Below are 26,587 nucleotides of genomic sequence, written 5' to 3'. Positions count from 1 at the left end.
AGGGTAATTCCCTTTCCGACACAGGAAAGGATCACCCCATGAGCCACATCGTCAACGACCTTCTCGCCCGCGGCGACGCGCGGATCGTTCCCGCCCCTGCCGAGGCGCCGGTGCGTCATCAGGTCGAGGCCGACCGCAATTTCGGCCTGCCGACCGCGCTCTACGGGGCGACGGTCGCGGGCTATCTCGGCTTTCTGCTGGTGGTCGGCAGCGCTTTTGCCAATCCGGTGCTGGCGATCCCGATGGCGATCTTCGTGGTTTTCATCGTCGCGGGTTTCGGGGTTCCGGCGATCTGGACGCGGCTGGCGGGCAACACCTCCGAACCGCAGACGCTGGGCGAGTTCGGCGCGCGCGGGATCATGACCCACACTGGGCGGCTGGCCGCGAAGGACGCGACCATCCAGGTGCTGATCCTGCCGGTGCTGCTGGTGATCTGGGGTCTGGCGGTGGCGGTGATCGCGGCGGTGGTCGCCTGACGCGATCATCATGAGCCCCGGCGCGGGGCGGTGGCCCACTCCCCGGCCAGAGCACTTTCCGGCCTATCCGGGTCACCCTGACGGAGCCGATTTGGGCCCAGAGCAAGGAACGACGAGCGAGCCATGCCGAAGCATAGTGAGCGAGGAGAGACGCCGCGCTGGGCCCAAATCGGCCTGGGTCGCGTCAGGAAGCCCGCTGGCTTCGTCGCGGCGCTTGCAGGGGCAACCAGCCCCTGCTGCGCACCACTCCTCCCCAGCGGGCTTCCTGACGCGATCAGGGCGATCCGGATAGGCCGTAAAGTGCTCTAACGCCCCGATATTTCGTGCAACAACTCGGGGTTGCGCAAGGCGATGCCGCGCTTTCCCTCGCGCTGGATCGCGCCCATTTCTTCCAGTTCACCCAGCTTGCGGCTGACGGTTTCGATCGTGAGGCCGAGCATGTTGGCGATCTCGCCCCGGGTCAGCGGCAGTTCGAAATGCTGTGCGAGGTGGCACGAGCTTTCGCTGGCAGCGGCGGCAAAATCGTGGAGCAGCGCCGCCAGCCGCGCTTCGGCGCTGGCGTGACCGGTGAGCTCGAGCAGATTGCGGGTCGCCAACAGATCGGCTTGGCTGCGGCGCAGCAGCGCGCGGGCAAGGGCGGGGTAATCCTCGATCGCGCGTTCGATGTCGGCGCGCGCGAAGGTGCAAAGTCGGCTTTCGGTCAGCGCGACGACATCGTGATGCGCGAAAGGCGCAAACAGTTCGCCGATGAAACCTGCCGGGTGGACGAGGGCCAGAATCTGCTCGTTGCCATCGACATCCACCGCCGAAACCTTGAGCGCCCCGGTCAGCAGCGTCGCGCAGGCTGCTTCCTCGTCGCCTGCGGCAAACAGCATCTCGCCGCGCTTCAATGTGCGGGTGCGCCCGGCGGCGGCCATTGCCTCGCGCTCTTCCGGCGTCAGCACCGCGCAGGCGGCGGTTTCCTTGACCGGGCAGGTTGCGCAAGCGAGGTTCATGATCCCATCGCCTGCCACAGCCGCGCGATTGCCGCATCCTGCCGTGCGAGAGTTGCTGCAGCCTGGCCCTGCGCCTCGGTCAGCGCAGGCCCGGCCGTAGTGAGCGCGTTGGCGGCTTGCGCTACCTGCGCATCGATCGCGGCGAGCGCGGTGGCGGTCTTGGCGCGCTCGGCATCAAGATCGGCAAGCGCCACCAGTGCTGCGCTGCGCGCACCGCTTTCAAAGGATTGTCCGGCGGCGGCGCGCACCAGCCGGCCCGCTTCGGGCTCGCGGCGCTGGAAGGCGGCGTCGGCGGCGGTGATCGTCGCCATCAGGTCATCGAGGCTCGCAGCGTCGGTGATCGGGCGAATCGGGGAGGGCGCCGGCGTCGGAAGCGGCGCAGGCAGCAGCTCGCCGCGTTCGAACGGGCGCAGCGCCAGCGAAGGATAGGCATCCTCGCCCTGTGCACAGCCGCCCAGCAACGCCGGTAGCGCCGCGAAAATCCAGATCTTGTACCGTTGTGCTCGCATGGTGATCCCATGTTCCGTTACCATGACACCCGCAAATGGCAAAGACAGCTGACGATGTCGCGGCTACGACTTTTTGGCGATCCCGATGCTGCTCGGGCGTTGACTTGGCGCTCCCTTTCCCCTAACGGCTCGCCTTCTTTACGGGGCTGCATCTGCGCTAGCCTCGCATTGCTGTTCGGTTGGTGTGGCAAATGCCTCCATTTTCCGGACCTGCACAGACAAGAGAGTTTAGAGCCATGTTCGCTGTAGTGCGCACGGGCGGCAAGCAATATCGGGTTGCCGCCGGAGACAAGATTGCCGTTGAAAAGCTCGCTGGCGAAGCGGGTGACACGATCACGCTGGGCGATGTCCTGCTGGCTGGCGAAGGCGACGATCTCGCCGACGTCGCCAAGGTGATCGTCTCGGCCGAGATCATCGCCCAGGCCAAGAGCGAAAAGGTGGTCGTCTTCAAGAAGCGCCGCCGCCACAACTATCGCCGCAAGAACGGCCACCGCCAGCAGATGACCCTGCTGCGCATCACCGCCGTGGGCGCGGAAGAGAAGAAGGCTCCGGCCAAGAAGGCCGCCGCCAAGAAGACCAAGACCGAAGCCGCCGACGCGGCTGCCTCGGCCGAATAAGGGAGCACACGAACCATGGCACACAAGAAAGCAGGCGGTTCGTCGCGTAACGGTCGTGATTCGGCCGGTCGTCGCCTTGGCGTGAAGAAGTTCGGCGGTCAGGAAGTGATCGGCGGCAACATCATCATTCGTCAGCGCGGCACCAAGGTCTATCCGGGCGTGAACGTGGGCATGGGCAAGGACCACACCCTCTATTCGCTGACCGACGGCGTCGTGCGATTCCACGCGGGCAAGCTCGGCCGCAAATACGTCAGCGTAGACGCGATGGCCGAAGCCGCCGAATAAGCGGGCGATTCGATAAAGGGATCGTCCGCAAGGATGGTCCCGATCGGTGAAAGACCGATCGTCAGAGGGAGACAGGACCGTCCTCGAACCGAGGGGGTCCGTCTCCCTTTTTGTTTCTCCCTCGAAACAAGTCCGCGATTTCAATGTTTCGCGTGCACGAAATTGTCACGCGCCCGCTCTAGGGGCGGCGCGGGGCGAGGTAGGGAGAAGTCTCGTGTTCCATCGCAGCGAAAGACTGTTTCTGAGACCCGCGTTCCCCGAGGATGGCAGCGCCATTCTCGCTGCGATCGGGGAGGAAGCGATCGTGCGCAACCTCGCCCGCGCGCCTTGGCCCTATACCATCGAAGATGCGCGGGCCTTCGCCGCGCTGCCGCAGAACCCGCGTCTGCCGCACTTTCTCGTGACGCTCCCCGGGGTCGGGGTGATCGGCTCTGCGGGGATGGGTGAGCACGAGGGCGAGCCCGAGATCGGCTACTGGATCGCGCGCCCACACTGGGGGAAGGGCTACGCCACCGAGGCGGCGGCAGCGGTGCTGCGGATTGCCCGCACGCTGGGCCATCGTCGGATCGTGGCGGGGCACTTCCTCGACAATCTCGCCTCGGGCAAGGTGCTGAGAAATCTGGGCTTCCACCCCACCGGTCGGATCACCAGGCGTTTCAGCCTGGCGCGCGGAGAGGCGGCGGAACTGGCCGAATATGCGCACGATCCCGATGCGGAGGTAGACCCGGCGCCCTTCGCCCGCGCCGCCTGACCGGCGCGGGCCAGCGGCGGCAGTCTGCGCGGGTTGTTAGCCCCTGCAAATTCCCCTAGTCCCGCAGGCATATGGTCGTACGCAAAAGATTAACCCCCGAAGAATCGCGCAGCTCCGCGCTCGATGCCGCCCGCGCGCTGCTGATCGAGACGGGGCCGCAATCGGTGACGCTAAAAGCTGTCTCGGCCCGGATCGGGCGCACCCATGCCAACCTGCTGCACCACTTCGGCTCAGCCTCGGGCCTGCAGAAGGCGCTGGCCGAGCATCTGGCGCGTTCGGTGTGCGAAACCATCCGCAAGGCGGTGCATGCCAGCCGCGCGGGTGAAGGCTCGGCGCGCGAGGTGGTGGATCTGGCCTTCGACGCCTTCGACCGCGAGGGCGCGGGTGCGCTCACCAGCTGGATGCTGCTGACCGGCAACGAGGATGCGCTCGACCCGATCATTCAGGTGATCCACGAGCTGGTCGACGAGTTGGTCGCGACAGAGGCCGAGCAGGACGGCTGCGAGGAACGCATCCCGCGCGACACGCTGTCGCTGGTCCTGATGGCGCTGGGTGATGCGCTGATCGGCGGGGCGTTGGCGAAATCGCTGGGCCTGCCGCGCGATGCGGCGCGCCTGAGAGCGACGGCGCTGCTCGAAGCGAGCCTCGCCGAGCACATCCAACCGGCCTAACTTTCGCCTGCGAGCCCTGCAGCTTGCCAGGCGGGGAGGGCAGCCGGATCGAGACCCTCCACCCGCAGATGATCGACCGCGAGGCCGAGATCGGGATAGGCCGCCTTGCGCCGCGTTTCATCCGAAGCGGCCAACGGCACCACCACCAGCCGCCGGTTGACCTTCTGCCGCCAGTTCATCCGCGCGGTGTTCTCCTGCCCGACATAGCAGCCCTTGGTGAAGCTGACGCCGTTGAGCTCGACCGCATTGGTCTCCAGCCACAGGATATCGCCCATCTCACCCGCGCCCTCGGGCACGCCCAGCGACAGCCGGTGCGCCAGCCATGCCGCATCGGCGGGATCGCCCGCAGGCGCGGCCAGCCAGCGATGCCCGAGTTCCGGCAGGCGCGGATCGGACACCGCGCCGGACTGCTCAAACGGGCTCCAGTGAACGGCGAGCGAATCCTCGCGGCGGATCTCGATCTTGCGGCGCAGGCGGTACATCGACAGGCGCTTCACCAGCGCATCGGCGTGCTCCGCCTCGCAATCGAGCAGCAGCCCGGCGGGATCGCGCCACACCAGAAAATCGAACAGATGCTTGCCCTGCGCGCTCAGCAGCGCGGCATAGCAGGGTAGCGGGCCCTTGACGTCGTTGGTGACGAGGCCCTGCAGGAAGGCGGCGACATCCTCGCTATCGTCGAGCGCGGAGAGCCGCACGAGCGCGCGGGCGGTGAGGTGGGTAGCAGTCATGCGTGACAGATAGGCACAGGCAAAGCTAAGGGGAACCCATGACCGACCGCCTCACGATACGCCGCCCCGACGACTGGCACCTGCATTTCCGCGATGGCGCGGTGATGCGCGATGTGGTGCCCTACACTGCGCGCCAGTTCGCCCGCGCGATCGTGATGCCCAACCTCACCCCGCCGGTGACCACCGCCGCGCTCGCCGCCGCCTATCGCGACCGCATCCGCGCCGCCGTGCCCGCGGGCGTGGCGTTCGAGCCGCTGATGACCTGCTACCTCACAGACGACACCGATGCCGACGATCTGGCGCGCGGGGCGGCCGAGGGCGTATTCACCGCGGCCAAGATGTATCCCGCCAACGCCACCACCAACTCGGCGGCGGGGGTGACCGATGTCGAGAAGCTCTATCCGGTGCTCGCGCGGATGGAGGCCGAGGACATCGTGCTGTGCATCCACGGCGAGGTGACCGATCACAACGTCGACGTGTTCGACCGCGAGAAAGAGTTCATCGAGAGGCACTTGCGCGGCATTGTTGCGAGCTTTCCGAAGCTGCGCGTGGTGTTCGAACACATAACCACCGCCGATGCGGTCGATTTTGTGAGCGAGGCCGGGCCGCAGGTCGCCGCGACGATCACACCGCAGCATCTCCACATCAATCGCAACGCGATGCTGGTGGGCGGGATCCAGCCGCACAATTACTGCCTGCCCGTCGCGAAGCGCGAGGAGCACCGTCTGGCGCTGAGGAAGGCGGCGACGAGCGGGAGCGCGAAGTTCTTCCTCGGCACCGACTCCGCGCCGCACCTGCGCAGCGCCAAGGAGAGCGCCTGCGGCTGCGCAGGTATTTTCGGCGCGCCCTTTGCGCTGGAGAGCTATGTCACCGTGTTCGACGATGAGGGCGCGCTCGAGCATTTCGAGGGCTTCGCCTCACTCCACGGGCCGGCTTTCTACAAGCTGCCGGTGAACGAGGACAGCGTGAGCCTCGAACGCGCCGAAGTGGCGGTGCCCCCATGCCTCCACGTCACCGGTGAGGAGATCGTGCCTTGGCACGGCGGGCAGACGCTGCGGTGGCGGTTCCTAGGCTGAGGCGCTCTTGCGCTTCGCCCACAGGTCCCACACGAACACGCCCACCGCGATCCAGATCAGCACGAAGCTGGCGAGCTTCGCCGGGGCGAGCGGCTGTTCGAACACGAACAGACCGAGGAAGAAGACGATGGTCGGCGCGAGATACTGGATGAAGCCCAGCGTCGAATAGTCCATCCGCCGCGCGGCCAGCGCGAACATCAGCAGCGGCACGGCGGTGACCACGCCCGAGAATACGATCACCACGCTCAGCCAGGCTTCCTGCCCGAAGGAGGAGCCTAGCGGGCTTGCCGCGTACCACGCGGCAATGCCGATGGCGGCGGGCAGCAGGATCGCGCTTTCGATCGTGAGGCCGGGGAGTGATCCCACCGCAACCTGTTTGCGAACAAGACCATAGAGCCCGAAGCTGATACCGAGTGACAGGCTGATCCACAGGCTGGTGAGCGCGCCTGCCGCCAGCAGCGCCACCGCCACCCCGGCAATCGCCACGGCCAGCCACTGGCGCTTCGACAGCCGCTCGCCCAGCACCAGCGTGCCCAGCAGCACGTTGATCAGCGGATTGAGGTAATAGCCGAGGCTGGTGGCATAGACCTCGCCCGCCATGATCGCCCAGATATAGACGAACCAGTTGATCCCGATCAGCACCGAACTCGCCAGCAGCGCGAGCAGCGTGCGCGGGCTTTTGAGCGCGGCGAGCAGCTCGGGAAACTGGCGGCGGAACGCGACGATCAGCAGGCAGAGCGGCAGCGTCCAGATGATGCGCCAGCCGACGAATTCAAACGGCGGAACGCTCTGCACCAGAATGAGGTAGAGCGGCAGGAAGCCCCAGATCGTATAGGCCCCGATCGCCGGGGCCAGCCCCGATGCGGAACGCTGGTGTCCGGCGACGGGGGCGGGTGCGGCATCGGTGGAAGGGGCTCTCATGGCGCGCGCGTTACGGGGCGTGGGCCCCGCGTGCAAGCGGCCTTGCGCGATGAATGGCGGCTGTCGAGCTCGCTGCCGATTCGTTCAGAATAATCCTTCTATAGATGAACAGAACCTCGGGGCAGCCACCCCGAACCTCTTGCGGCCATTCCCACCAAATGGTCGCCAGCGCGCGGCGGCTTCGTGCCCCTCGCGGAAAGCGCCTTCGGATTGCCACGTTCGGCATCCGGAGGCGTTTTCATTTTGGGCTGACAGGCGGAGGGGCTGAGCGGGAAATTAACCATCCTGTGCGATGGGGGGACGATGCGCCCCTTGCTCGCTCTCATGTTGCTATGCCTCGCGCTCGCTGCCTGCGCCGATGAAGCTGCGCGCGAGGAGCAGACCCGCGCGGCGCTGATCGCGCAGGATCCGGTGATGGCCCGTGCGCTCGCCGATCCGCTGATGAGCGATCCCGATCTTGCCAGCCGCAACGAGGCCAACGCCGCGCTCGGCTTTCCTGACAGCCATGCCCTGCCGGTGATCGCCGCCGGTGCCCCCGATGCCGGTGCCGCGCGCGACCGGATGCGGCTAGAATTGCTGGCCGATGGGCCGATCCCCAATCTGCCGCGCGCGGTGACGCAGGGTGCAGGTGTCAAACCGCTCGGCCCGATGGCAAGCCCCGAGGCGCTGCTTGCGGCAGTCGGTGCGCCAGCGACGTGCGCTTCCGGCCTGCGGGAAGACTTCGCGCTCGCCGCTACGCTGCCGCCGCTGGCCGCGCTCCCGCCGCAGGCGATGGTGGTGCAGGCGGGCGGAGTCGAGAGGCCGGGCTGCGCCTTGCGTATCATCCGTTATCGCACGGCCGCCGGGCCCGAGGACGTGCTGCAATACCACTACGCAAAGGCCCGCCGCGCGGGACTGAAAGCCGTGCGCCACGCGGTGCCCGAGGATAGTCTCCACGCCGAGGCCAAAGCGGGCGAGAGACTGACAGTTCACGCCCGCCCGGGCGCGCACGGCCTCACCTCGGTCGATCTTGTCTACAGCGCGCCGCGGAGGCCCACCGTCAGGAGCGGATCCCGACCGTGATCGCCGCGCGCGGCTGGTCCATCTCGGTGCTGGCGACGGGGTAGGCGCAATAGTCGGCGGCGTAATAGGCCGCCGGGCGGTGATTGCCGGACAGGCCGATCCCCCCGAACGGCGCCTTGGACGAGGCCCCGTTGGTGGGCGAATTCCAGTTGATGATCCCGGCGCGGATATTGGCCCAGAACCGGCCGTAATCGTCCGGCGTGCCGCCGATCAGCGAGGCCGAGAGGCCGTAGACGGTGTTGTTCGCCTCGGCGATGCCCGCGTCGAGATCGGGGACGCGGATCACTTGCAGCAGCGGGCCGAACAGCTCGATATCGGGCCGCTCGGGCACGTCGCTCACGTCGATGATGCCGGGGCTGAGATAGGGCAGGTCGATCATCGTGCGGCGCATGTGCAGCAGCGCGCGCCCGCCTGCGGTGAGCAGCGCGAGGAAGCTTTCGGTCAACCGGTCCGCCGCGTCGTTGTCGATCACCGGGCCCATGAAGGGCTGCGGCTCGCCCATCGGATCGCCCACCATCAGCCGCCGCGTCATCGGCACGAGTTCGGCCATCAGCGGCTCGAACATGCTTTCGGCGACGATCAGCCGCCGCGCCGCCGTGCAACGCTGCCCGGCCGTGGTGAAGGCGCTCTTGATGATGAGCGCGGCGGCATCGGCCACCCGAGGGGTGTCGATCACCACGATCGGGTTATTGCCGCCCATCTCCAGCGCAACGATCTTGCCCGGATTGGCGGCGAGCTTGCGGTTGATCGCGATCCCCGCCTGCGCCGATCCGGTGAACAGCACGCCGTCGACCCCCGGATGCGCGACCAGCGCCTTGCCCTGTTCGGGCCCGCCGATCACGCACTGGATCACGTCTTCGGGAACGCCCGCGCTGTGGAAGGCGGCGACCAGCGCCTCGCCCACGGCGGGGGTCTTCTCGGAGGGTTTGAACACCACCGCATTGCCCGCCATCAGCGCCGGGATGATGTGGCCGTTGGGCAGATGCGCGGGGAAATTGTAGGGGCCCAGCACCGCCATCACCCCGTGCGGCTTGTGGCGCAGCGCGGCGCTCGCCTGCATCCCCGCGTCGAACTTCTTCTTGCCGGTTCTTTCGGCGAATGCCTGCACTGCGATGTCGACCTTGTTCACCACCGCATCGACTTCGGTGCGGGCTTCCCACAGGGGCTTGCCCGCCTCGCGCGCGATCAGCTCGGCAAAGCTGTCGGCATCGCGGCGGATGATGTTGGTGAAGGCGCGCAGCACCGCGATACGCTCGGTAAGAGCACGCGCCGCCCAAGGGGCCCAGGCGCGCCGCGCAGCCGAGACCGCCGCCTCGACATCGCTCACGGGGCCGCGCCACAGCTCCTCGCCATTGGCCGGCTGGGTGGAGATGAGGATATCGTCGCTCACGTCGTGTCTGTCTGCTCGATCTGCACCTGCCATCCCGCGCAGCACCTAAATGCAATGAAATCGAAAAGATAGGGGTAGGGCCGGGTTACGCATGTCCCGCAGGCAGGGGCGCAGGGCCGTGGGCCTCGCCCATCCGGCGGATCGCGGCGACCTTGGCGTGGAGCGGGCTCCAGTCGTCATCCGCAGCGATCGCGGCCCAGATCGCCTCGACCTCCTCGATCAGCAGGGATTGCGGGGCTTCGTCTGTCCAGTAGGGGTGACCGGAGGCGACAGGGCGGTAATGGCTGAAGGCTTCGGGCAGGCCGCGCCCGCCGCGATGGGCGAAGAAGAAGGCGTCGGGCTGCGCAGCCGACGCGCGCATCTGCGCCTCGCATCCGGCGACGAGCTGGGTGTCTTCCTCGATCCCCTGCGCTTCGACCCCCAAACGCCAGCACCATCGCCGTGCGACGGCGGCCATGTAGAGCGGCCCGAAGCGTTCGAGCGCTGCAACCAGCGGCGCGGTCTCGGCATGGATCCGCAATGCCACCGCCAGTTGCCCGCAATTCCAGTGCAGCGCCTCGGGCTGGCGGCCGAAGGCATAGAGGCCCGCGTGGTCGAAATAGGCGGCGGTAAAGCCCGGGTCCCATTCGGGCAGCCAGCGCCAGGGGCCATAGTCGAAGCTCTCGCCCGTCACATTCATGTTGTCGGTGTTGAGCACCCCGTGGACGAAGCCTGCCACCATGTAGCTCGCGGCCAGATCGGCCATCCGCTCGACCACGGCGTGCATCAGCCGGATCGCGGGCTCGTCGCGGCCCGGCGCATTCTCGGGCGGGGGCGGGGCAGGGAACTGGGTGAGGCAATAGTCGATCAGCGCGCCCATCTCCTCGGCCTGCTCCAGCGCCAGCAGCCGCTGAAAGGTGCCGAAGCGGATGTGCGAATGGCTGAGCCGCACCAGCACCGCCGAGCGGGTGGGCGAGGGCTCGTCGCCGCGCCACAGGCTCTCGCCGGTTTCGATCACGCTGAGGGTTTTCGAGGTGCTGACGCCCAAGGCTTCGAGCATTTCGGTGGCGAGGATTTCCCGCACCGCGCCCTTCAGCGTCAGTCGCCCGTCGCCCGAACGGCTCCACGGGGTCTGGCCCGATCCCTTGGTGCCGAGGTCGAGCAGGCGGCCCGCATCATCGCGCATCTGCGCAAACAGGAAGCCGCGCCCGTCGCCGATTTCGGGGTTGTACACCCGGAACTGGTGCCCGTGATAGCGCAGCGCCAGCGGCTGGGGCAGGTTGCCCTCCAGCGGTGCGAAGCGACCGAAATGCTGAGCCCATGCCTCATCGCTCAAACCCGCCAGGCCGACACTCGCCGCCGCGCGGTCGTTGCGCCAGCGCAGCTGCACTTCGGGGAAGTCTGCCGGGGCGACCGGGTCGCCCAGCCACCCGGCCAGCGGGAGAATCGCCGGATCGGGCCGATAGGGGACATCACAATCGGGGAGTTGCATGGGCTCGCTCATGCCGCGATAGTGGGGGCAAGCACAGCCGCGCGCAAGCATCGCGGCCCGACGATCAAAGGGAATACCGCCGCCGATGGCCGCCACTTACGAAGATCGCTATTGGACCAGCAGCGACGGGCTGAACCTGCATTACCGCAACTATCCCGGCCCCGATGGCGGGACGAAGCTGCCGGTGCTGTGCATGCACGGCCTCACCCGCAACGCCCGCGATTTCGGCGCGCTGGCCGAGGAACTGGCCGCCACCCGCCGGGTGATCGTGACTGAGATGCGCGGGCGGGGGATGAGCGATTATGCTCCTGATTCCGACACTTACAGCCCAATTACCTATGTCGGCGATGTCGAGAAACTGCTCGCGGAAGAGGGCATTGCGCGCTTTGCCGTGGTCGGCACCTCGATGGGCGGGCTTATGACGATGCTGATGGCCGCGCGCGAGCCCGGTCGGATGTCGGCGGTTGTGATGAACGATATCGGCCCCGAGGTCGATGCGGCGGGCCTTGCGCGGATTTCGGGCTATGTCGGGCAGGGGCGAAGCTACCCAACCTGGGTCCACGCCGCGCGCGGGCTGGCCGAGGCGCACGAGGCGGCCTTTCCCGACTACGATCTCGACCAGTGGCTCGAAATGGCCAAGCGCACGATGGTGGTGAGCCAGTCGGGCCGGATCGTGTTCGATTACGACATGGCCATTGCCGAACCCTTCGCGAAGCCCGGCAATGCCGCGCCGCCCGATCTGTGGCGCGCCTTCGAAGCGCTGGCGGGCGTGCCGATGCTGCTGGTGCGCGGCGGGTTGTCCGATCTGCTGAGCGCCGAGACGGTCAGGCAAATGGGCCTGCGCAATCCGGCGATGCGCACCGTCACCGTGCCGCGCGTCGGCCATGCCCCGACGCTTGACGAGCCCGAGGTGCGCGCCGCGATTGCCGCGCTGTTCGACGGGGCCGCGTGAGCCCGAGCGGCGGGGGCGGTGTGCCCCGTATCCTCCACTGCCATTCGACCTTCGCGGCGGGCGGCAAGGAAGTGCGCTGCGCCCGGCTGATGAACGGCTGGGGCGACCGGCTGGAGCACACAATCGTCTCTGCCGAACCCGAGGCGATGGGCGCTGCCGCGCTGATCGCGCCCGATGTGCCGGTCAGCTACCCGCAGGATTTCCCCGCGATGACGGGCAAGCCCACCCCGGCACGGCTCGCGCGGCTGGCGCGGGCGCTGAAGGGTTACGATCTCGTCTGCACCTACAATTGGGGCGCGATGGATGTGGTGATGGCGCATCGCCTTTTCGCCGGGTCGCAGGGCCTTCCGCCGCTGGTGCATCACGAGGATGGCTTCAACGAGGACGAGGCCGAGCGGCTGAATCCCAAGCGCAACCTCTATCGCCGCGCCGCGCTCGCCGGGGCGGCGTGCCTGATCGTGCCGTCGACCGGGCTCGAGACGATCGCGCGCGAGGCGTGGCATCAGCCGCCCGCGCGCCTGCGCCGTATTCCCAACGGCATCGACACCGCCGCCTTTGCCGCCGCCCCCGATCCCGCCGCTCTGCCGATCCGCAAGGGCGAGGGCGCGTTCTGGGTCGGCACGCTGGCGGGCCTGCGCGCGGTCAAGCGGCTGCCCGATCTGGTCGCGGGTTTCGCGGCACTCCCGCCCCAATGGCACCTCGTGATCTGCGGGGAGGGGCCGGAGCGCGGGGCGATCCTGACCGAGGCCGAAGCGCTCCGCATCACCGCGCGCGTTCACCTGCCCGGCGCCGTCGATCCCGCGAAGGTCGTCGGCCTGTTCGATATTTTCGCGCTGTCCTCGGCTTCCGAGCAATTCCCGCTCTCGGTGGTGGAGGCGATGGCGGCAGGCCTGCCGGTGGCGGCCACCGATGTCGGGGATATCCGCGCAATTCTGGCGCCCGATAACGCCGCCTTGCTCACGCCCCCGAACGATCCGCATGCGCTGGGACAGACCTTGGCCGCGCTCGCTGTCGACCCGGCGCTGCGTGCGCGGCTCGGGGCCGAAAACCGGACGCGCGCAGCTGCGCATTTCGACATCGCCGCGATGCGCGCCGCCTACGCGGATGCCTACAGCGCGGCGATGGGCCGTGCGTTCTAGGCGCCTTGCGCTTCATCCCCCGTTCAATCGCCGCGCCCCATTTGCGTGGGCCCGCGCAGGTGGCATTGCACCAAGGGGCGCAGGTGCCTAAAGAGCGCGCTCGCCGTATCGCGCAAGCTGCGGCACATGACTGACACGAGGAACACGAAGGCCCCCATGGCGCGCACTCCCACCATCCCGACCCCCACCCCTTCGGCCGAGGACGAGGTGCTGATCCGCGAGATCGACGAGGCGGTGCGCGAGGATGCGCTCTATTCCTTCATGCGTGATCACGGGATGAAGGTGCTGGGCGTGATCCTGCTAGGCGTGGCCGGGCTGGGCGGCTGGCTGATCTACAATCACTATGCCGAACAGGCGCTGGAGCAGCAGTCCGAAGCGCTGGTCTCGGCGCTCGATTATGCCCAGCAACGCGATTTCGACACCGCGAGCAAGAAGGTCGCTCCGCTGCTCGGCGCGGATGCCTCGCCCGGCGCGCGCGCGGCGGCGCGGTTCATTCAGGCGGGCGGGCTGATCGAGCAGAACAACACGGCCGGGGCCGCCAATCTCTACAAGATGGTCGCCGACGATGCCGAGGCTCCGGCGGCGCTGCGCGACCTTGCGCGGATTCGCGAAGTCACGCTGAAATACGACCAGATGCAGCCCGCCGACGTGATCGCGCAGCTTGGCCCGCTGGCAAAGCCCGGCAACCCGTTCTTCGGCTCGGCCGGGGAACTTGTGGCGATGGCGCATCTCGAAAAGGGTGACCGCAAGGCGGCGGGGATGATCTTCGCCGATATCGCCAAGCAGGAAGACCTGCCCGAAACTCTGCGCAGCCGCGCGCGCCAGATGGCCGGGCTGATGGGGGTCGATGCGGTGGTCGATGTCAACCAGCTGCTCAAGGACGAAGGCGTGACCACGTCCGATGATGCACAAGCGACCGGCGCGCCTGCTGCCGCTGAGGTCAGGTAAGATTGGACGGACGGGAATGACGACGACGAAATTTGCGCGCGCCGCGCTGCTTGCGGGTGTGTTTGCCGCCGGGCTGACCGGCTGCAAGGGCGGGCTGTTCGGCGGCGGGGACGAAAAGACCACGCCGACCGTGGGCAACCGCGTGCCGATCCTTTCGCGGATCGAGAGCGGGGCCGAGGTCGATCCGTCGCTCGCCGCGATCAGTGTGGTGTTGCCGCCGCAGCGGACCAATGCCGAATGGGCACAGGCGGGCGGTTCGGCCAGCAAATCCTACGGCCACCTCGCGCTGGCCGACAATCCGCAAAAGGTGTGGACCGCCTCGGTGGCAGGATCGACCAACCGCATGCGGCTCGCCGCCTCGCCGGTGATCGGCGGGGGCAAGGTCTTCGTCGAGGGCACCGACGGCGTGATCACGGCCTTCGACAAGGCCACCGGCGCGCGGCTGTGGTCGCGCGATGATGACGACATGACCAAGGATCAGGCCCCCTCGGCCTTCGGCGGCGGGGTCAGCTACGAAGCGGGCAAGCTCTATGCCACCAATGGCGTGGGCGATGTGAAGGCGCTCGACGCCGAAACCGGCGAAGTGCTGTGGAAGGTCAAGCCCGCAGGCCCGCTGCGCGGGTCGCCCACCATCGCCTTCGGCCAGCTGTTCGTGATGACTCAGGACAACCAGCTGATCTCGCTCAGCATCACCGATGGCTCGCTGGTGTGGGACGAAAGCGGATCGAACACCCAGTCGGGCGTGTTCGGCGTCGCTGCGCCAGCTGCCGGGCAGGGCACGGTGATTGCGGGCTATTCCAGCGGCGAATTGTCGGCCTATCGCTACGAGAATGGCCGCACCCTGTGGTCGGACGCGCTGGCGCGCACCAATATCTCGACCAGCGTCGGCTCGGTCACCGATATCGACGCCGATCCGATCATCGATTCGGGCCGCGTCTATGCGCTGGGGCAGGGCGGGCGCATGGCGGCCTACGAACTGCTCACCGGCCAGCGCATCTGGGAATTGAACCTCGCGGGCATTTCCACCCCGGCGATCGCGGGTGAGTGGATCTTCACCCTCACCGACGATGCGCGCCTCCTCGCCATCGCCCGCTCGAGCGGGCGGGTGCGCTGGATCAACCAGTTGCAGGCCTTCAAGGACGTGGAAGACAAGAAGGGCCCGATCTTCTGGACCGGCCCGGTGCTTGCAGGCGGACAGCTGTGGGTCGCGAGCTCGCGCGGCGAAGTGTGGAAGGTGAGCGCGGGGGAGGGCTCTGCCAGCCTCTTCGCCGATGTCGGCCAGCCGGTCAGCCTTGCGCCTGTCGTGGCGGACGGGATGCTGTTCATTATGGACGACAGCGGCACGATCCACGCCTGGAAGTAACCGTGCGCAATCGGCGCGCTTTGCCGAGCTGTTAACCAATAGGCGGTAAGGCGGTGCGGTCATGACTGCGCCGCCGCTTTCCGATCCCAACGCGCGCCCGCAGGCCCTGCCGCCGAGCGACGTATCGACCGGCGTGGGCCTCGTCGGGCTGGCGGGCCTGTTCGGCTGGATCGCCTTTTGCCGCGCCTATCCCGACATCGCTGTGATGCTTGGCCTTGGCGGAGAGCTGTCAGGGACACGCGGCGTGCTCTCCGGGCCGCTGGCGGCGCTCGCCGCGATGCTGTTCACCGCACTGCCGATGGCGGCGTGGTCGGTGCTGGTCGACAAGGTCCACCTTCGCCCCTCCACGGGGATCGACTGGAGCCTCAGGCGCCCGCTCGCCGATGTCATGCCGGTTGCCGTGATCAAGCTGGTCGGGCTGTGGGCGACATGGGCGCTGCTCGCCGCGTTCTATGCACTCGCCCGGTGGTACTGGAGCGGCAATTACGTCTTCGCGATGGAGGTGCTGAGCGTCGCCATCCTGCCGCTGGTGCTGCTGTCGGTGCCTTATGTCATCTGGCTCGACCGCTACCTGGTGGAACCGCGCGATGGTGCCTTCCAGTTCGGCGCTTTCGTGCTCGGCGGCGGGGTTGTCGGGCGCGAGCAATGGGACCGCGCGGGGCTCACAAAGCACTGGCGGGCGTGGATCATCAAGGGCTTTTTCGGCGCCTTCATGATCTCGATCCTGCCGCCCGGTTTCGCGCAGATCGTCGAGGCCGACCCGGCGGCGCTGCTCGCCAATCCGGCCGAATTCATCATGCTGCTGGTCACGCTGCTGTTCGTGATCGACGTGCAGATCGGCACGGTGGGTTACTTGCTCACCTTGCGCCCGCTCGATTCGCATATCCGATCGGGTAATCCCTTTCTCGCCGGGTGGCTGGCGGCGCTGATGTGCTATCCGCCTTTCGTGTGGGGCATCATCGGGCCGGATCAGCAGATCCTGAGCTACGAGGCGGGAACGCCGGGCTGGGCGCACTGGTTTGCCGACACGCCTGCGCTGCTGTGGGCCTGGGGCGGGCTGCTGGTGGCGCTGACCGCCATCTATGCCTGGGCGACGGTGGTGTTCGGCATCCGCTTCTCGAACCTTACCTATCGCGGCGTGCTGACCCACGGGCCCTACCGCTTCACCCGCCACCCGGCCTATCTGTCGAAGAACCTGTTCTGGTGGGCGAGCGTGCTGCCCTTCCTCGTCACCGGCGGATCGCTGATCGAGGGGGTGCGCAACAGCATATTCCTGCTGGCGGTCAACGCCATTTACTATTGGCGCGCGCGCACGGAGGAAGCGCATCTGCTCGCCGAGGATGCGAAGTATCGTGATTATCACGCGTGGATGGAGAGCCACGGGCTCATCACCGCGCCGCTGGTGCGGTTGAAGCGGGCCATTCTCGGTAACGGCGCGCGCAGCCACGAAGAGACGCATCCCTTCCCGGCTGAATAGGGTTACATCACCGGCGCGCCATCATCGGTCGGAAACTTGACCGCTTCCATCACGCTGAAATCGAGCCCTGCTATGGCCGCGCCGAATGTCGCCATGTGCGGCGTCGCGAAATGCGCAGTGAGCGCTGCCTCATCGCGCCACTTCTCGACGATGTGAACGATCGAGGGGTCGCCCAGATCCTGCGTGAAGGCATAGGCGATGCAGCCCTCCTCGGCATTGGAGGCAGCCACCATCGCGGCGATTGCCGGCCGGGCGGCATCGAGCGCCTCGGCAGTGACTTTCGCTTTCGCAAGCACGATCAACATGGTGGCTGCTTCTTCTCAGAACGACTGTTCGTAAACGCGGCTAATGTCACCGTTCCATTCGCCATGATAGGCGTCGAGCAAGCGCTGGGCGGGCACCTTTCCGCTCGCCACGATCTCGTCGAGCGCTTCGAGATAGCCGGTCTCGTTGTCGCCACTGCCGTTGAGCCGCGCGCGGGCCTTGAGACCGCCATGCGCGATCTTCAGCACCTCGCGGCCGAGTTCCTGCAACGTGCCGCCATCGGGCGACTTGGTTGCCAGTGCGAGCCGCGGCACCTCATTGCGAAGCCGCTCGCGCTCCTCCATCGACCAGCCCTTGACCAGATCCCACGCCGCATCGAGGGCGCTTTGGTCATAGAGCAGCCCGACCCAGAAGGCGGGCAGGGCGCAGATGCGGTTCCACGGGCCGCCATCTGCGCCGCGCATTTCAAGGAAGCTCTTCAGGCGCACCTCGGGGAAGGCGGTGGAGAGGTGGTCCCACCAGTCGCTCTGCGTCGGGCGCTCGCCGGGCAGGACGGAGAGCTTGCCGTCGAGAAAGTCTCGGAAGCTGAGCCCCGCCGCGTCGATATATTTCCCGTCGCGGAAGACGAAATACATCGGCACGTCGAGCATGTATTCGGCCCAGCGTTGATAGCCGAAGCCGTCCTCGAACACGAAGGGCAGCATCCCCGTGCGCGCGGGATCGGTGTCCGACCAGATGTGCGAGCGATAGGAGAGGAAGCCGTTGGGCTTGCCCTCGGTAAAGGGCGAATTGGCGAAGAGCGCGGTCGCCAGCGGTTGCAGCGCGAGGCTGGTGCGGAACTTCTTCACCATGTCGGCTTCGCTCGAATAGTCGAGGTTCACCTGGATGGTGCAGGTGCGCAGCATCATGTCGAGGCCCATCGAGCCCACGCGCGGCATGTGCCGTAGCATGATGTCATAACGGCCCTTGGGCATGATCGGCAGCGCTTCGCGCGTCTTGTCGGGCCACATCCCGAGACCGAGATAGCCCACGCCGCATTTCTCGCCGACTTCCTTGACCTGTGCCAGATGGCGCCCGGTCTCCGCGCAGGTCTGGTGCAGGTTTTCAAGCGGCGCGCCCGACAGCTCCAACTGGCCCGCAGGCTCAAGGCTGATCGCGCCGTCCTCACCCTTCAGGGCGATGACGTTGCCGCCCTCTTCGACCGGGCTCCAGTCGAATTTCTCGAGGCCTTTCAGCAGGTCGCGAATGCCGCAGGGCTCGTCATAGGAGGGCGCGCGATGATCGGAGCGCTTGTAAACGAGCTTTTCGTGTTCGGTGCCGATGCGCCATTTTTCGGGCGGCTTCTCGCCGCCAACCATCGGTGCGACCAGCTGGTCGAGACTTTCGATGACCGGATCTTCGGCGGTGGTGGCTTCGCGTGTGCTCATCGACAAGGCCCTCTCTGGCCGGTTGCTTTAGAAAACGGGTTTGCCGCTGGGAAGGCAAATTCGCCTTTGCGCGGGCGAAGCCGGTTTGTCTTGCAAAATCCGCCGCGGCGGCGCGCGGCTACCAGTCCCCGGCGTTGGCCATCCATACCGAAAGCGCGGCAATGGCGGCGGTTTCGCCCCGCAGGATGCGCGGGCCGAGGGTGATCGGGCGGGCCTGCGGGTGCGCACGGATCGCAGCGCGTTCCGCCTCGTCGAACCCGCCTTCGGGGCCGGTGAGGATCGCGGTGGGGCCTTGGTGCGCCTTGAAAGCGGCGGCGGCAGGCTCGCCTCCGTTCTCATCGGCGAAGAACAGCGCGCGATCCTCGGGCCAGTTGGCCAGCAACGCATCGAGCTTCATGGGCTCGGCGAGTTCGGGCAGCGCGGTGCGGGCGCACTGCTCGGCGGCTTCGGTGGTGATCGCGCGGGCGCGTTCGAGATTGAGCTTGTCGGCCACGCAGCGGCGGGTGAGCAGCGGCTGGATGCGGGCCACGCCCAACTCGGTCGCCTTTTCGAGCACGAGGTCGAAACGATCCTTCTTGAGCAGGGCAGGGCACAGCCACAGATCGGGCACCGCTTCACGCGGGCGGAGCAGTTCCGCTGCCTCCAGCACCACATCGCGCTTGCCGACCTCGCTGACGCGCGCAGCCCATTCCCCGGTGATGTCGTCGCACAGGATCACGACATCGCCCGCACTCACCCGCATCACGCGGGCGAGGTAATGCGCCGGGTTGCCCTCGATCCGCACACCCGCACCGGCGCGAAGTTCGTCGGTGACGAACAGGCGCGGCGCGCTTTTCGGGGGCCATGCGGGGGTTGCGGGCATGGCTTGGCCCTACGCGCGCGGCACGCTAGAGCGCAAGCGATGAACGAAACCATCGTCCCCGACAGCGAGCGCAAAAGTCTTTCGGGCGGCCTCGTCGCGCGCCTGCCGCAGCTCCCGCGTGATCTCGCCATGCTCGCGCGGTTCGACCGGCCGATCGGCTGGTGGCTGCTGTTCTGGCCCTGCGTTTTCGGGGTGTGGCTGGCGGGAGCGGGCGCACAATTCGCGCTGCTCGGCTGGCTGTTGCTCGGCAGCATCGCGATGCGCGGGGCGGGGTGCGTCTACAACGACATCGTCGATGCCGATCTCGACCGGCAGGTGGCGCGCACCGCGCTGCGCCCGGTGGCGAGCGGACGGGTGTCGAAGAAAGTTGCGTGGGGCTGGCTGGTCGCGCTGTGCCTCGTGGGCCTCGTGGTGCTGCTGCAACTTCGGCTGGAGGCGCAGATCGTTGCGCTCGGCAGCCTCGCGCTGGTCGCGGCCTATCCCTTCATGAAGCGCATCACCTGGTGGCCGCAGGCGTGGCTGGGGATGGTGTTCACCTGGGGGCTGCTGGTCGGCTGGACGCAGCTGCGCTGGGACAATTGGGAGGTGCTCGCCTGTCTCTATGCCGGCGCGATCTGCTGGGTGATCGGTTACGACACGATCTATGCGCTGCAGGACCGCGAGGATGATGCGATGGTCGGCATCCGCTCCTCGGCGCTGGCGATGGGCGCGCGGGTGCAGGGCGGGATCGCGGCTTTCTATGCCGCCGCCGTGATCCTGTGGGGTGCGGCATTCTGGCTCTATCGCGCGGACGGGTTTGCGCTGCTGGCGCTATTGCCGGTCGCGGGGCATCTGCTGTGGCAGGTGGCGACGCTTGATGCGGATGATCCCGCCAACCCGCTGGATCGCTTCCGGTCGAACCGCTGGGCCGGGGCGCTGATGGCGGCGGCGTGCTTCGTGGTCGGCAACGCGGGGGTTTAGGGGCGATGTGCAATCTCTACCGCATGACGAAGAACGCCAGCGAGGTCGCGGCGTGGTTCGATGCGGTGGAGAGCGCTGCGGGCGCCAATTTCGCCGAGGAGGTCTATCCCGGCTATACCGGGCTGGTGGTCGCGGAAGGCGCGGTGCGGCCCATGACATGGGGCTTCCCGCTGGTGCTCAAAGGCAAGCAGGGCCAGCCGCTGAAGCCCAAGCCGGTAAACAACGCGCGCTCCGACAAGCTCGAGACCGGCTTCTGGCGCCATGCCTTTCATAACCGCCGTTGCCTCATCCCGCTCACCGCCTGGGCCGAGGCGCAGGGGGCCAAGGGGCGGATGACGCGCACATGGTTGTCGCTGCCCGACGCGCCTCTGTTTGCGGTGGCGGGCGTGTGGCGACCGTCCGAGGAATGGGGCGATTGCTATTCGATGGTGATGACCGCGAGCGAAGGCACCGAGGCGGCCAGCGTGCATGAGCGGATGCCAGTGCTGCTCGCGCCCGAGGATCACGCCGGCTGGCTCGCCGCCCCGGCCGAGGAGGCGCTGGGTCTGTGCCGGGGGTGGGAAGGGCCGCTCGTCATCGACCGCACCGATCAGCTGTGGGCCAAAGGCGCGGGGAGCCAGCCGGGGCTGTTCTAGCTGTAGCTCACCACCTCGAATTCGATCCCGTCCCAGTCGAAGAAATAGAATCGCCGCCCCGGCGCGTAGTCGGCGTGGTTGAAGGGGACGAGGCCCGCGTCCGTCACCACGGCTTCGGCAGCGGCGAGATCGTCGACCATCAAACCGACATGGTTGAGCGGCACGCCCTTGCCGAAGCGGCCGGCCACCGGCGCGCCCCTGGTATAGACCGCGATGTAATCGCGCGCGCTGCCGACATGGATCGTCTCTCCGCCCAGCTGCGAGGGGCCGCGCCAGCGGATATGCCAGCCCATCAGCCGCTCCAGCAGAGCGGCGCTGCGGTCGATGTCGGATACGGTGATATTGACGTGTTCGAGAGAGCTGTTGGCCATGCTGTGTCCTTTCATAAGGTCGCCGAAGCGCAGCCGCCGGACGGGTGCGAATCAGTGAACTTGCCGACCTTGCGATCTCAACCTAACTTGAGGTCAAGCTTTATCGCCGAAGGTGACCAATGCCCGCCAATCGCCTCAAACCCACTGACCTCATCACCATTGGCGAGGTCGCACGCCGCACCGGGCTGAGCGTCTCGGCGATCCGCTTCTACGAGGAGCAGGGGCTGGTCGAGCCGCTGCGCACCGGCGGCAACCAGCGGCGCTTCCTGCGCTCCGACATCCGGCGGCTGAGTTTCATCCTGATCGCCCAGCGGCTCGGCCTGTCGCTGGACGAGATTGCCGCCGCGCTCGCCAGCCTGCCGCAGGGTCGCACGCCCACCGCGCGCGACTGGGAGGCGATCAGCGCCGCGATCCGCGCGCGGCTCGATGCGCAGATCGCCGATCTGGTGCGCACCCGCGACCGGCTCGACGAGTGCATCGGCTGCGGGTGCCTCAGCCTCAGCCATTGCGCAATCTGGAACCCGCAGGATGCGCTGGGCGATGAGGGGCCGGGCGCGCGCAAGCTGATCGGGTAACCGGCTCAAGCGGCGATCTGTATCGACCAACGACGCGCGGGGTCGATCAAATGCGGGTATTGGCCCACCAATGCGGCTTTATCTCGCCGCGCAGGGCGCTAGATTGGCCATTTATTGCAAGCGATTGCAGCAAGGGGGTCACAGACATGCTCGAACTCGCCGGCGTCAGCCACACCTATCCCAACGGCACCCACGCGCTCGACGATGTGAGCCTGTCGATCCCCAAGGGGATGTTCGGCCTGCTGGGCCCCAACGGCGCAGGCAAATCGACCCTGATGCGCACGATCGCGACCTTGCAGGCACCCACGCATGGCGCGATCCGTTTCGGCGATATCGACGTGCTGGCCGAGCCCGACCGGCTGCGCCGCACGCTGGGCTATCTGCCGCAGGATTTCGGCGTCTATCCGCGCGTTTCGGCCTATCAGATGCTCGATCACATGGCGGTGCTGAAGGGCGTGAACAACGGCGCAGAGCGCAAGGCCATGGTCGAGCATCTGCTCAACCAGACCAACCTGTGGGCTGTGCGCTCCAAGGCCATCGCGGGCTTTTCGGGCGGGATGCGCCAGCGCTTCGGCATTGCGCAGGCGCTGATCGGCGATCCGCAGCTGATCATCGTCGACGAACCTACCGCCGGGCTCGACCCGGAAGAGCGCAACCGCTTCCTGAACCTGCTCGCGGGGATCGGCGAGAACGTGGTGGTGATCCTCTCGACCCACATCGTCGACGATGTCGCCGACCTCTGCCCGCGCATGGCGGTGCTGGCGGGCGGCAAGGTGCGGCTGGAGGGCGCGCCGCTCGACCTTATCGCCTCGACCAAGGGGCGGGTGTGGCAGCGCACCGTGCCGCACACGCAGCTGGCCGAGATGCAGGCGCAATACGAGGTCATCTCGCACCGCTTCTTTGCGGGCGACATCGTCGTCCACGTGCTCGCCGACAACCCGCCCGACGGTTTCGCGCCGGTGAGCGGCGGGCTGGAGGATGTCTATTTCGCCACCCTCGCCGAAACCCGCCGCGCGCCCGCCACCGCCGCGCAAGCCGCGTAAGGGAGGGCACCGCTCATGCTGACCGCCCGCCTCGCGGCATTCGAAATCCGCTATCAATTGAAGAACCCGGTGTTCTGGGTTTCGGTGATGATCTTCGGCCTCATCGGCTTCGGCATGAGCGCGAGCGACAATGTCAGCTTCGGCACGCCGGGATCGGTGCATGAGAATTCGCCCTACGCGATCACCTTCGCGCTGGGGATTCTGGCGCTGTTCTACCTCTTCGTGATCACCTCCTTCGTAGCCAACGCCGTGGTTCGCGACGATGTGACCGGGTTCGGCCCGATGATCCGCGCGACGCCGGTGGGGCGCACGCAGTTCCTCGCCGGGCGTTTCCTTGGCGGGCTCGCGATCGCGCTGATCGGCTTTACCGCCGTGCCGCTGGGCATTGCGCTGGGCGCGGCGATGCCGTGGGTCGATCCCGAGACCCTGGGGCCGGGGGGCTTTGCCGCCTATGCCTGGCCGTTCCTCGTGATCGCGGTGCCCAATATCATCCTGTCTTCGGCGCTGCTCTTCAGCCTCGCGACCATCACCCGGTCGATGCTGGCGAGCTATCTCGGGGTGCTGGTCCTGGTGATGGGCTATCTCGTCATCAGCGTCATTGTCGGGGCTGACCCGGCCAACCAGGATGCCGTCGCCCGTTACGAGCCGCTCGGCATGGGCGCGATCGGCGAAGTCTCGCGCTATTGGACGGCGGCGGAGATGAACACGCGGCTGATCCCGCTCGAAGGCAACCTGCTGTTCAACCGCCTTTTCATTCTCGGCCTGTCGGCGGTGTTCCTCGGGCTTGCGTGGATGCGTTTCAGCATGACCGAACGCGCGCCCTCGCGCTGGCGTCAGCGGCGGCTGGCCAAGCAGGCCGCGCGCGCCGCCAAGGCCGAGACGGTGCAGCCGCGCACGCTCGCAGCGCCCGTCGCCCGCAGTTTCGGCTTCGATCACGCCTGGGCGAGCTTCATGGCCCGCCTCAGGACCGAGATGATGCTGGTGCTCAAAAGCCCGGGCCTCATCGTGCTGCTGCTGCTGGCGCTCGCCTTCATCGCGCTCAACCTTGCCTTTGCCGAGACGATCTTCGGCACGCCCTCCTATCCGCTCACCGCCAATGTGATCACCTCGGTGCTGATCAACATGTTCCTGCCCAGCCTGATCGTCGCGGTGTTCTATGGCGGCGAGCTGGTGTGGCGCGAGCGTGACGTGAAGATCGGCGAGATCGTCGATGCCACCCCGGTTCCGGCCTGGGCGATGTTCGTGCCCAAGATCCTCGCGATCTTTCTGGTGCTGATCACCATGTCGCTCGCGGGGATGGTGACGGGGATATTCTATCAGCTGATCAAGGGCGCACCGAGCATCGATATCGGGCTCTACTTCAGCGCATATGTCGTGCCGCAGAGCATCGACCTGCTGCTGGTCGCGGTGCTGGCGGTGTTCTTTCAGGTCTTGAGCCCCAACAAATATGTCGGCTGGGGGCTGTTCTTGGTGTGGTTCCTGGCGCGCATCTTCATGTCGAACCTCGGCTACACCAACATGCTCTACAATTTCGGGGGCACGCCGGCCGAGCCGCTCAGCGACATGAACGGCACGGGCGAGTTCTGGAAGGGCGCCGCGATCGCGCGGGCCTATTGGGCGAGCTTCGGCGTGCTGCTGCTGGTGCTGGCGCACTGGGCCTGGCCCAAGGGCACGGTGGTCGCGGTGCTGCCGCGCCTCAAGGGGATGACGCGGCGGATTACCCCGGTCTCGGGCGGGATCGCGGCGGCAGCGCTGGCGGGCATGGTCGGCACCGGCGTGGTGATCCATCAGAACATCAAGGTGCTCAACTCCTACGAAACCTCCGACGAGGCCGAGGCGCGCGCGGCGGAACTTGAGCGCAAGTACCTCAAATACGAAAGCCTGCCGCGCCCGGTGGTGACCGATGTCGCCTTCGATGTCGCGATCTACCCTGACGAACGGCGCATGACCGTCACCGGCCATTACGACCTGCGCAACGACAGCGGCGCCCCGATCCGCGAGGTGCATATCCGGCAGGGCGACGACGAGGCGGTGTTCGAAAAGCTTGCGATCGGCGGGGCAAAGCTCGCCAGCCACGACACGCGCCACGCCTATCGCATTTACCGTTTCGACACCCCGCTCGCACCCGGAGCGACCACGCGGCTCGATTTCACCTCGCAGATCTGGCGGCGCGGCTTCGCCAATCGGGGGGCGGCGACCGACATCGTCGACAATGGCACCTTCGTGAACAACTTCACCTTCGCGCCGCTGATCGGGATGGACCGCAACGGATTGTTGCAGGATCGCACCGCACGCCGCCGTCAGGGCCTGCCGGACGAGTTGCGGATGCCCAAGCTGGAAGACGTGTCCGCGCAGGGCCGCAACTATATCGGTGCGGATTGGGTCAATTCGCGCATCACCATCTCGACCAGCGCCGATCAGGTGCCGATCGCGCCGGGCAACAAGCTGTCCGATGAGATCAAGGGCGACCGCCGGATCGCGGTTTTCCAGAGCCCGGCGCCGATCCTCAACTTCTTCTCGGTGCAATCGGCGCGCTATGCCGTGGCCGAGGAGCAGGCCGGCGACGTGCTGCTGAGCGTCTATCACGATCCGCGCCACGCCTGGAACGTGCCCGCGATGCTCAAGGCGATGAAGACCAGCCTCGGCTATTACGAGCGGGCTTTCGGCCCCTACCAGTTCGGCTACGCGCGGATCATCGAGTTTCCCGGCTATTCAAGCTTCGCGCAGGCTTTCGCGGGCACCATGCCCTATTCCGAAAGCATCGGCTTTGCCGCCGACGTGCGCGATCCCGAGGTGATCGACTATGTCACCTTCGTCACCGCGCACGAGGTGGGCCACCAGTATTGGGCGCACCAGATCGTGGGGGGGGACATGCAGGGCTCGACCATGCTGTCCGAAACCCTCGCCGAATATTCCGCGCTGATGGTGATGAAGGAGCTCTATGGCGAGGACAAGATCCGCCGCTTCCTCAAGTTCGAGCTCGATCGCTATCTCGCCGGGCGCAAGGGCGATGTGCTGGGCGAACAGCCGCTGATGCGGGTCGAGAACCAGCAGCACATCCATTACAACAAGGGCGGGATCGCGATGTATCTGCTCCAGCACCGGCTGGGCGAGGATGCCGTGAACCGCGCGCTGGCGCGGCTGATCGCGCGCTACAAGTTCAAGCCCGCGCCCTATCCCCGCAGTCTCGACCTGATCGCCGAGCTGCGCAAGGAGGCGAAAACGCCGGAGGATCAAGCGCTGATCACCGATCTGTTCGAACAGATCACGATCTACGACCTCAAGGCAAAGGAGGCGGTGACCGCGCAGCTGCCTGATCGCAGCTACCGCACCCGCATAACCATCGAAGCGGCCAAGTTCACCGCCGATGCCAAGGGCAACGAAACTCCGGCAAAGCTGGCCGAGAACATCGAAGTCGGCGTGTTTACCGAAAGGCCCGGCAGCGGCGCCTTCGACCGGGCCAAGGTGCTGTCGATGAAGCGCTATCCGGTGCGCGGCGGCAGGCAGGTGATCGAGGTGGTGACCAAGGGCGCGCGCCCGACATTTGCCGGGGTCGATCCCTACAACTTCTACATCGACCGGGATTCGGACGACAATGTCGTTCCGGTGACCTGAGCGC

The 26,587-nt window shown here is 67.0% G+C and carries 27 protein-coding genes; 17 read left to right on the top strand and 10 right to left on the bottom strand.

Features of this window, described 5'->3' with window-relative positions:
- The first annotated feature begins 38 nt into the window (after positions 1 to 38).
- The gene (locus E2E27_RS14440) at positions 39 to 476 is read left to right on the top strand and encodes a hypothetical protein (RefSeq protein ID WP_141460280.1); all 438 of its coding nucleotides are present in this window, start codon (positions 39 to 41) and stop codon (positions 474 to 476) included.
- A gap of 305 nt (positions 477 to 781) precedes the next feature.
- Here the strand turns inward: E2E27_RS14440 and E2E27_RS14435 are convergent, their stop codons facing one another.
- On the bottom strand, positions 782 to 1,471 hold the full coding sequence (locus E2E27_RS14435; RefSeq protein WP_141460278.1) for a Crp/Fnr family transcriptional regulator: 690 nt from the start codon (positions 1,469 to 1,471) through the stop codon (positions 782 to 784).
- Positions 1,468 to 1,980: a hypothetical protein gene (locus E2E27_RS14430; RefSeq protein WP_141460276.1), complete on the bottom strand. Its 513-nt coding sequence runs from the start codon at positions 1,978 to 1,980 to the stop codon at positions 1,468 to 1,470. The genes E2E27_RS14435 and E2E27_RS14430 overlap by 4 nt, the downstream gene beginning before the upstream one ends.
- A gap of 236 nt (positions 1,981 to 2,216) precedes the next feature.
- Here E2E27_RS14430 and rplU point away from each other — a divergent pair, with 236 nt between their 5' ends.
- From rplU to E2E27_RS14410, 4 genes are all read left to right on the top strand, one after another.
- On the top strand, positions 2,217 to 2,597 hold the full coding sequence (gene rplU / locus E2E27_RS14425; RefSeq protein WP_141460274.1) for a 50S ribosomal protein L21: 381 nt from the start codon (positions 2,217 to 2,219) through the stop codon (positions 2,595 to 2,597).
- A gap of 15 nt (positions 2,598 to 2,612) precedes the next feature.
- On the top strand, positions 2,613 to 2,882 hold the full coding sequence (gene rpmA / locus E2E27_RS14420) for a 50S ribosomal protein L27 (protein WP_086734450.1): 270 nt from the start codon (positions 2,613 to 2,615) through the stop codon (positions 2,880 to 2,882).
- A 214-nt stretch (positions 2,883 to 3,096) separates the two neighbouring features.
- On the top strand, positions 3,097 to 3,633 hold the full coding sequence (locus tag E2E27_RS14415) for a GNAT family N-acetyltransferase (RefSeq protein ID WP_141460273.1): 537 nt from the start codon (positions 3,097 to 3,099) through the stop codon (positions 3,631 to 3,633).
- A gap of 71 nt (positions 3,634 to 3,704) precedes the next feature.
- Positions 3,705 to 4,304, top strand: coding sequence for a TetR/AcrR family transcriptional regulator (locus E2E27_RS14410; protein ID WP_141460271.1), 600 nt, complete (start codon positions 3,705 to 3,707; stop codon positions 4,302 to 4,304).
- Here the strand turns inward: E2E27_RS14410 and ygfZ are convergent.
- The gene (gene ygfZ, locus E2E27_RS14405; RefSeq protein WP_141460269.1) at positions 4,301 to 5,032 is read right to left on the bottom strand and encodes a CAF17-like 4Fe-4S cluster assembly/insertion protein YgfZ; all 732 of its coding nucleotides are present in this window, start codon (positions 5,030 to 5,032) and stop codon (positions 4,301 to 4,303) included. The genes E2E27_RS14410 and ygfZ overlap by 4 nt on opposite strands.
- 38 nt (positions 5,033 to 5,070) lie before the next feature.
- Between ygfZ and pyrC the strand changes: the two genes are divergently transcribed.
- Positions 5,071 to 6,108: a dihydroorotase gene (pyrC, locus tag E2E27_RS14400; RefSeq protein WP_141460267.1), complete on the top strand. Its 1,038-nt coding sequence runs from the start codon at positions 5,071 to 5,073 to the stop codon at positions 6,106 to 6,108.
- Here the strand turns inward: pyrC and rarD are convergent.
- Entirely contained in the window at positions 6,100 to 7,029 is a 930-nt protein-coding gene (gene rarD, locus E2E27_RS14395) for an EamA family transporter RarD (protein ID WP_141460265.1), read from the bottom strand. The genes pyrC and rarD overlap by 9 nt on opposite strands.
- 312 nt (positions 7,030 to 7,341) lie before the next feature.
- Between rarD and E2E27_RS14390 the strand changes: the two genes are divergently transcribed.
- Entirely contained in the window at positions 7,342 to 8,091 is a 750-nt protein-coding gene (locus tag E2E27_RS14390) for a hypothetical protein (protein WP_141460263.1), read from the top strand.
- Here E2E27_RS14390 and astD read toward each other — a convergent pair.
- The gene (gene astD, locus E2E27_RS14385; protein ID WP_141460261.1) at positions 8,069 to 9,514 is read right to left on the bottom strand and encodes a succinylglutamate-semialdehyde dehydrogenase; all 1,446 of its coding nucleotides are present in this window, start codon (positions 9,512 to 9,514) and stop codon (positions 8,069 to 8,071) included. The genes E2E27_RS14390 and astD overlap by 23 nt on opposite strands.
- Positions 9,515 to 9,566: 52 nt before the next feature.
- Entirely contained in the window at positions 9,567 to 10,964 is a 1,398-nt protein-coding gene (locus E2E27_RS14380; RefSeq protein WP_141460259.1) for a protein adenylyltransferase SelO family protein, read from the bottom strand.
- A 73-nt stretch (positions 10,965 to 11,037) separates the two neighbouring features.
- Here E2E27_RS14380 and E2E27_RS14375 point away from each other — a divergent pair, with 73 nt between their 5' ends.
- From E2E27_RS14375 to E2E27_RS14355, 5 genes are all read left to right on the top strand, one after another.
- Positions 11,038 to 11,904, top strand: coding sequence for an alpha/beta fold hydrolase (locus E2E27_RS14375; RefSeq protein ID WP_141460257.1), 867 nt, complete (start codon positions 11,038 to 11,040; stop codon positions 11,902 to 11,904).
- 20 nt (positions 11,905 to 11,924) lie between these two features.
- Positions 11,925 to 13,043 carry a glycosyltransferase family 4 protein gene (locus E2E27_RS14370; RefSeq protein WP_234036073.1) on the top strand — a complete coding sequence of 373 codons (1,119 nt, stop codon included), beginning with the start codon at positions 11,925 to 11,927 and terminating at the stop codon, positions 13,041 to 13,043.
- 156 nt (positions 13,044 to 13,199) lie between these two features.
- Positions 13,200 to 13,991, top strand: a complete 792-nt coding sequence (locus tag E2E27_RS14365; RefSeq protein WP_141460255.1) for a tetratricopeptide repeat protein — start codon at positions 13,200 to 13,202, stop codon at positions 13,989 to 13,991.
- Positions 13,992 to 14,007: 16 nt separating this feature from the next.
- Positions 14,008 to 15,354 (top strand): PQQ-like beta-propeller repeat protein, encoded by a 1,347-nt coding sequence (locus E2E27_RS14360; protein WP_141460253.1) that lies wholly within the window; start codon positions 14,008 to 14,010, stop codon positions 15,352 to 15,354.
- Positions 15,355 to 15,415: 61 nt separating this feature from the next.
- Positions 15,416 to 16,831, top strand: coding sequence for a methyltransferase family protein (locus tag E2E27_RS14355; RefSeq protein WP_141460251.1), 1,416 nt, complete (start codon positions 15,416 to 15,418; stop codon positions 16,829 to 16,831).
- 2 nt (positions 16,832 to 16,833) lie between these two features.
- Here E2E27_RS14355 and E2E27_RS14350 read toward each other — a convergent pair whose 3' ends face one another.
- From E2E27_RS14350 to E2E27_RS14340, 3 genes are all read right to left on the bottom strand, one after another.
- The gene (locus E2E27_RS14350; protein ID WP_141460249.1) at positions 16,834 to 17,136 is read right to left on the bottom strand and encodes a putative quinol monooxygenase; all 303 of its coding nucleotides are present in this window, start codon (positions 17,134 to 17,136) and stop codon (positions 16,834 to 16,836) included.
- Between the two features lie 15 nt (positions 17,137 to 17,151).
- Positions 17,152 to 18,522 carry a glutamate--cysteine ligase gene (locus tag E2E27_RS14345; protein WP_141460247.1) on the bottom strand — a complete coding sequence of 457 codons (1,371 nt, stop codon included), beginning with the start codon at positions 18,520 to 18,522 and terminating at the stop codon, positions 17,152 to 17,154.
- Between the two features lie 118 nt (positions 18,523 to 18,640).
- Positions 18,641 to 19,384, bottom strand: a complete 744-nt coding sequence (locus tag E2E27_RS14340) for a 16S rRNA (uracil(1498)-N(3))-methyltransferase (protein WP_141460245.1) — start codon at positions 19,382 to 19,384, stop codon at positions 18,641 to 18,643.
- Positions 19,385 to 19,423: 39 nt separating this feature from the next.
- Between E2E27_RS14340 and ubiA the strand changes: the two genes are divergently transcribed.
- Positions 19,424 to 20,344, top strand: a complete 921-nt coding sequence (gene ubiA, locus E2E27_RS14335) for a 4-hydroxybenzoate octaprenyltransferase (RefSeq protein WP_141460243.1) — start codon at positions 19,424 to 19,426, stop codon at positions 20,342 to 20,344.
- Positions 20,345 to 20,349: 5 nt separating this feature from the next.
- Complete coding sequence (locus E2E27_RS14330; protein ID WP_141460241.1) at positions 20,350 to 20,979, top strand: SOS response-associated peptidase; 630 nt, start codon at positions 20,350 to 20,352, stop codon at positions 20,977 to 20,979.
- Here the strand turns inward: E2E27_RS14330 and E2E27_RS14325 are convergent.
- Positions 20,976 to 21,350: a VOC family protein gene (locus E2E27_RS14325; RefSeq protein ID WP_141460239.1), complete on the bottom strand. Its 375-nt coding sequence runs from the start codon at positions 21,348 to 21,350 to the stop codon at positions 20,976 to 20,978. The genes E2E27_RS14330 and E2E27_RS14325 overlap by 4 nt on opposite strands.
- Positions 21,351 to 21,469: 119 nt before the next feature.
- Here E2E27_RS14325 and soxR point away from each other — a divergent pair, with 119 nt between their 5' ends.
- The 3 genes from soxR (at position 21,470) to E2E27_RS14310 (ending at position 26,583) form a co-directional block, all read left to right on the top strand.
- Positions 21,470 to 21,925 (top strand): redox-sensitive transcriptional activator SoxR, encoded by a 456-nt coding sequence (gene soxR, locus E2E27_RS14320; protein ID WP_141460237.1) that lies wholly within the window; start codon positions 21,470 to 21,472, stop codon positions 21,923 to 21,925.
- A 146-nt stretch (positions 21,926 to 22,071) separates the two neighbouring features.
- The gene (locus E2E27_RS14315) at positions 22,072 to 22,968 is read left to right on the top strand and encodes an ABC transporter ATP-binding protein (RefSeq protein WP_141460235.1); all 897 of its coding nucleotides are present in this window, start codon (positions 22,072 to 22,074) and stop codon (positions 22,966 to 22,968) included.
- A 15-nt stretch (positions 22,969 to 22,983) separates the two neighbouring features.
- Positions 22,984 to 26,583 carry an ABC transporter permease/M1 family aminopeptidase gene (locus E2E27_RS14310; RefSeq protein ID WP_234036072.1) on the top strand — a complete coding sequence of 1,200 codons (3,600 nt, stop codon included), beginning with the start codon at positions 22,984 to 22,986 and terminating at the stop codon, positions 26,581 to 26,583.
- Positions 26,584 to 26,587: the final 4 nt, after the last annotated feature.

This window comes from Porphyrobacter sp. YT40 (assembly GCF_006542605.1).
Taxonomy (GTDB): Bacteria; Pseudomonadota; Alphaproteobacteria; order Sphingomonadales; family Sphingomonadaceae; genus Erythrobacter.
The sequence above is the reverse complement of the archived record's forward strand: the minus strand, read 5'-3'. Positions and strand labels throughout refer to the sequence as shown.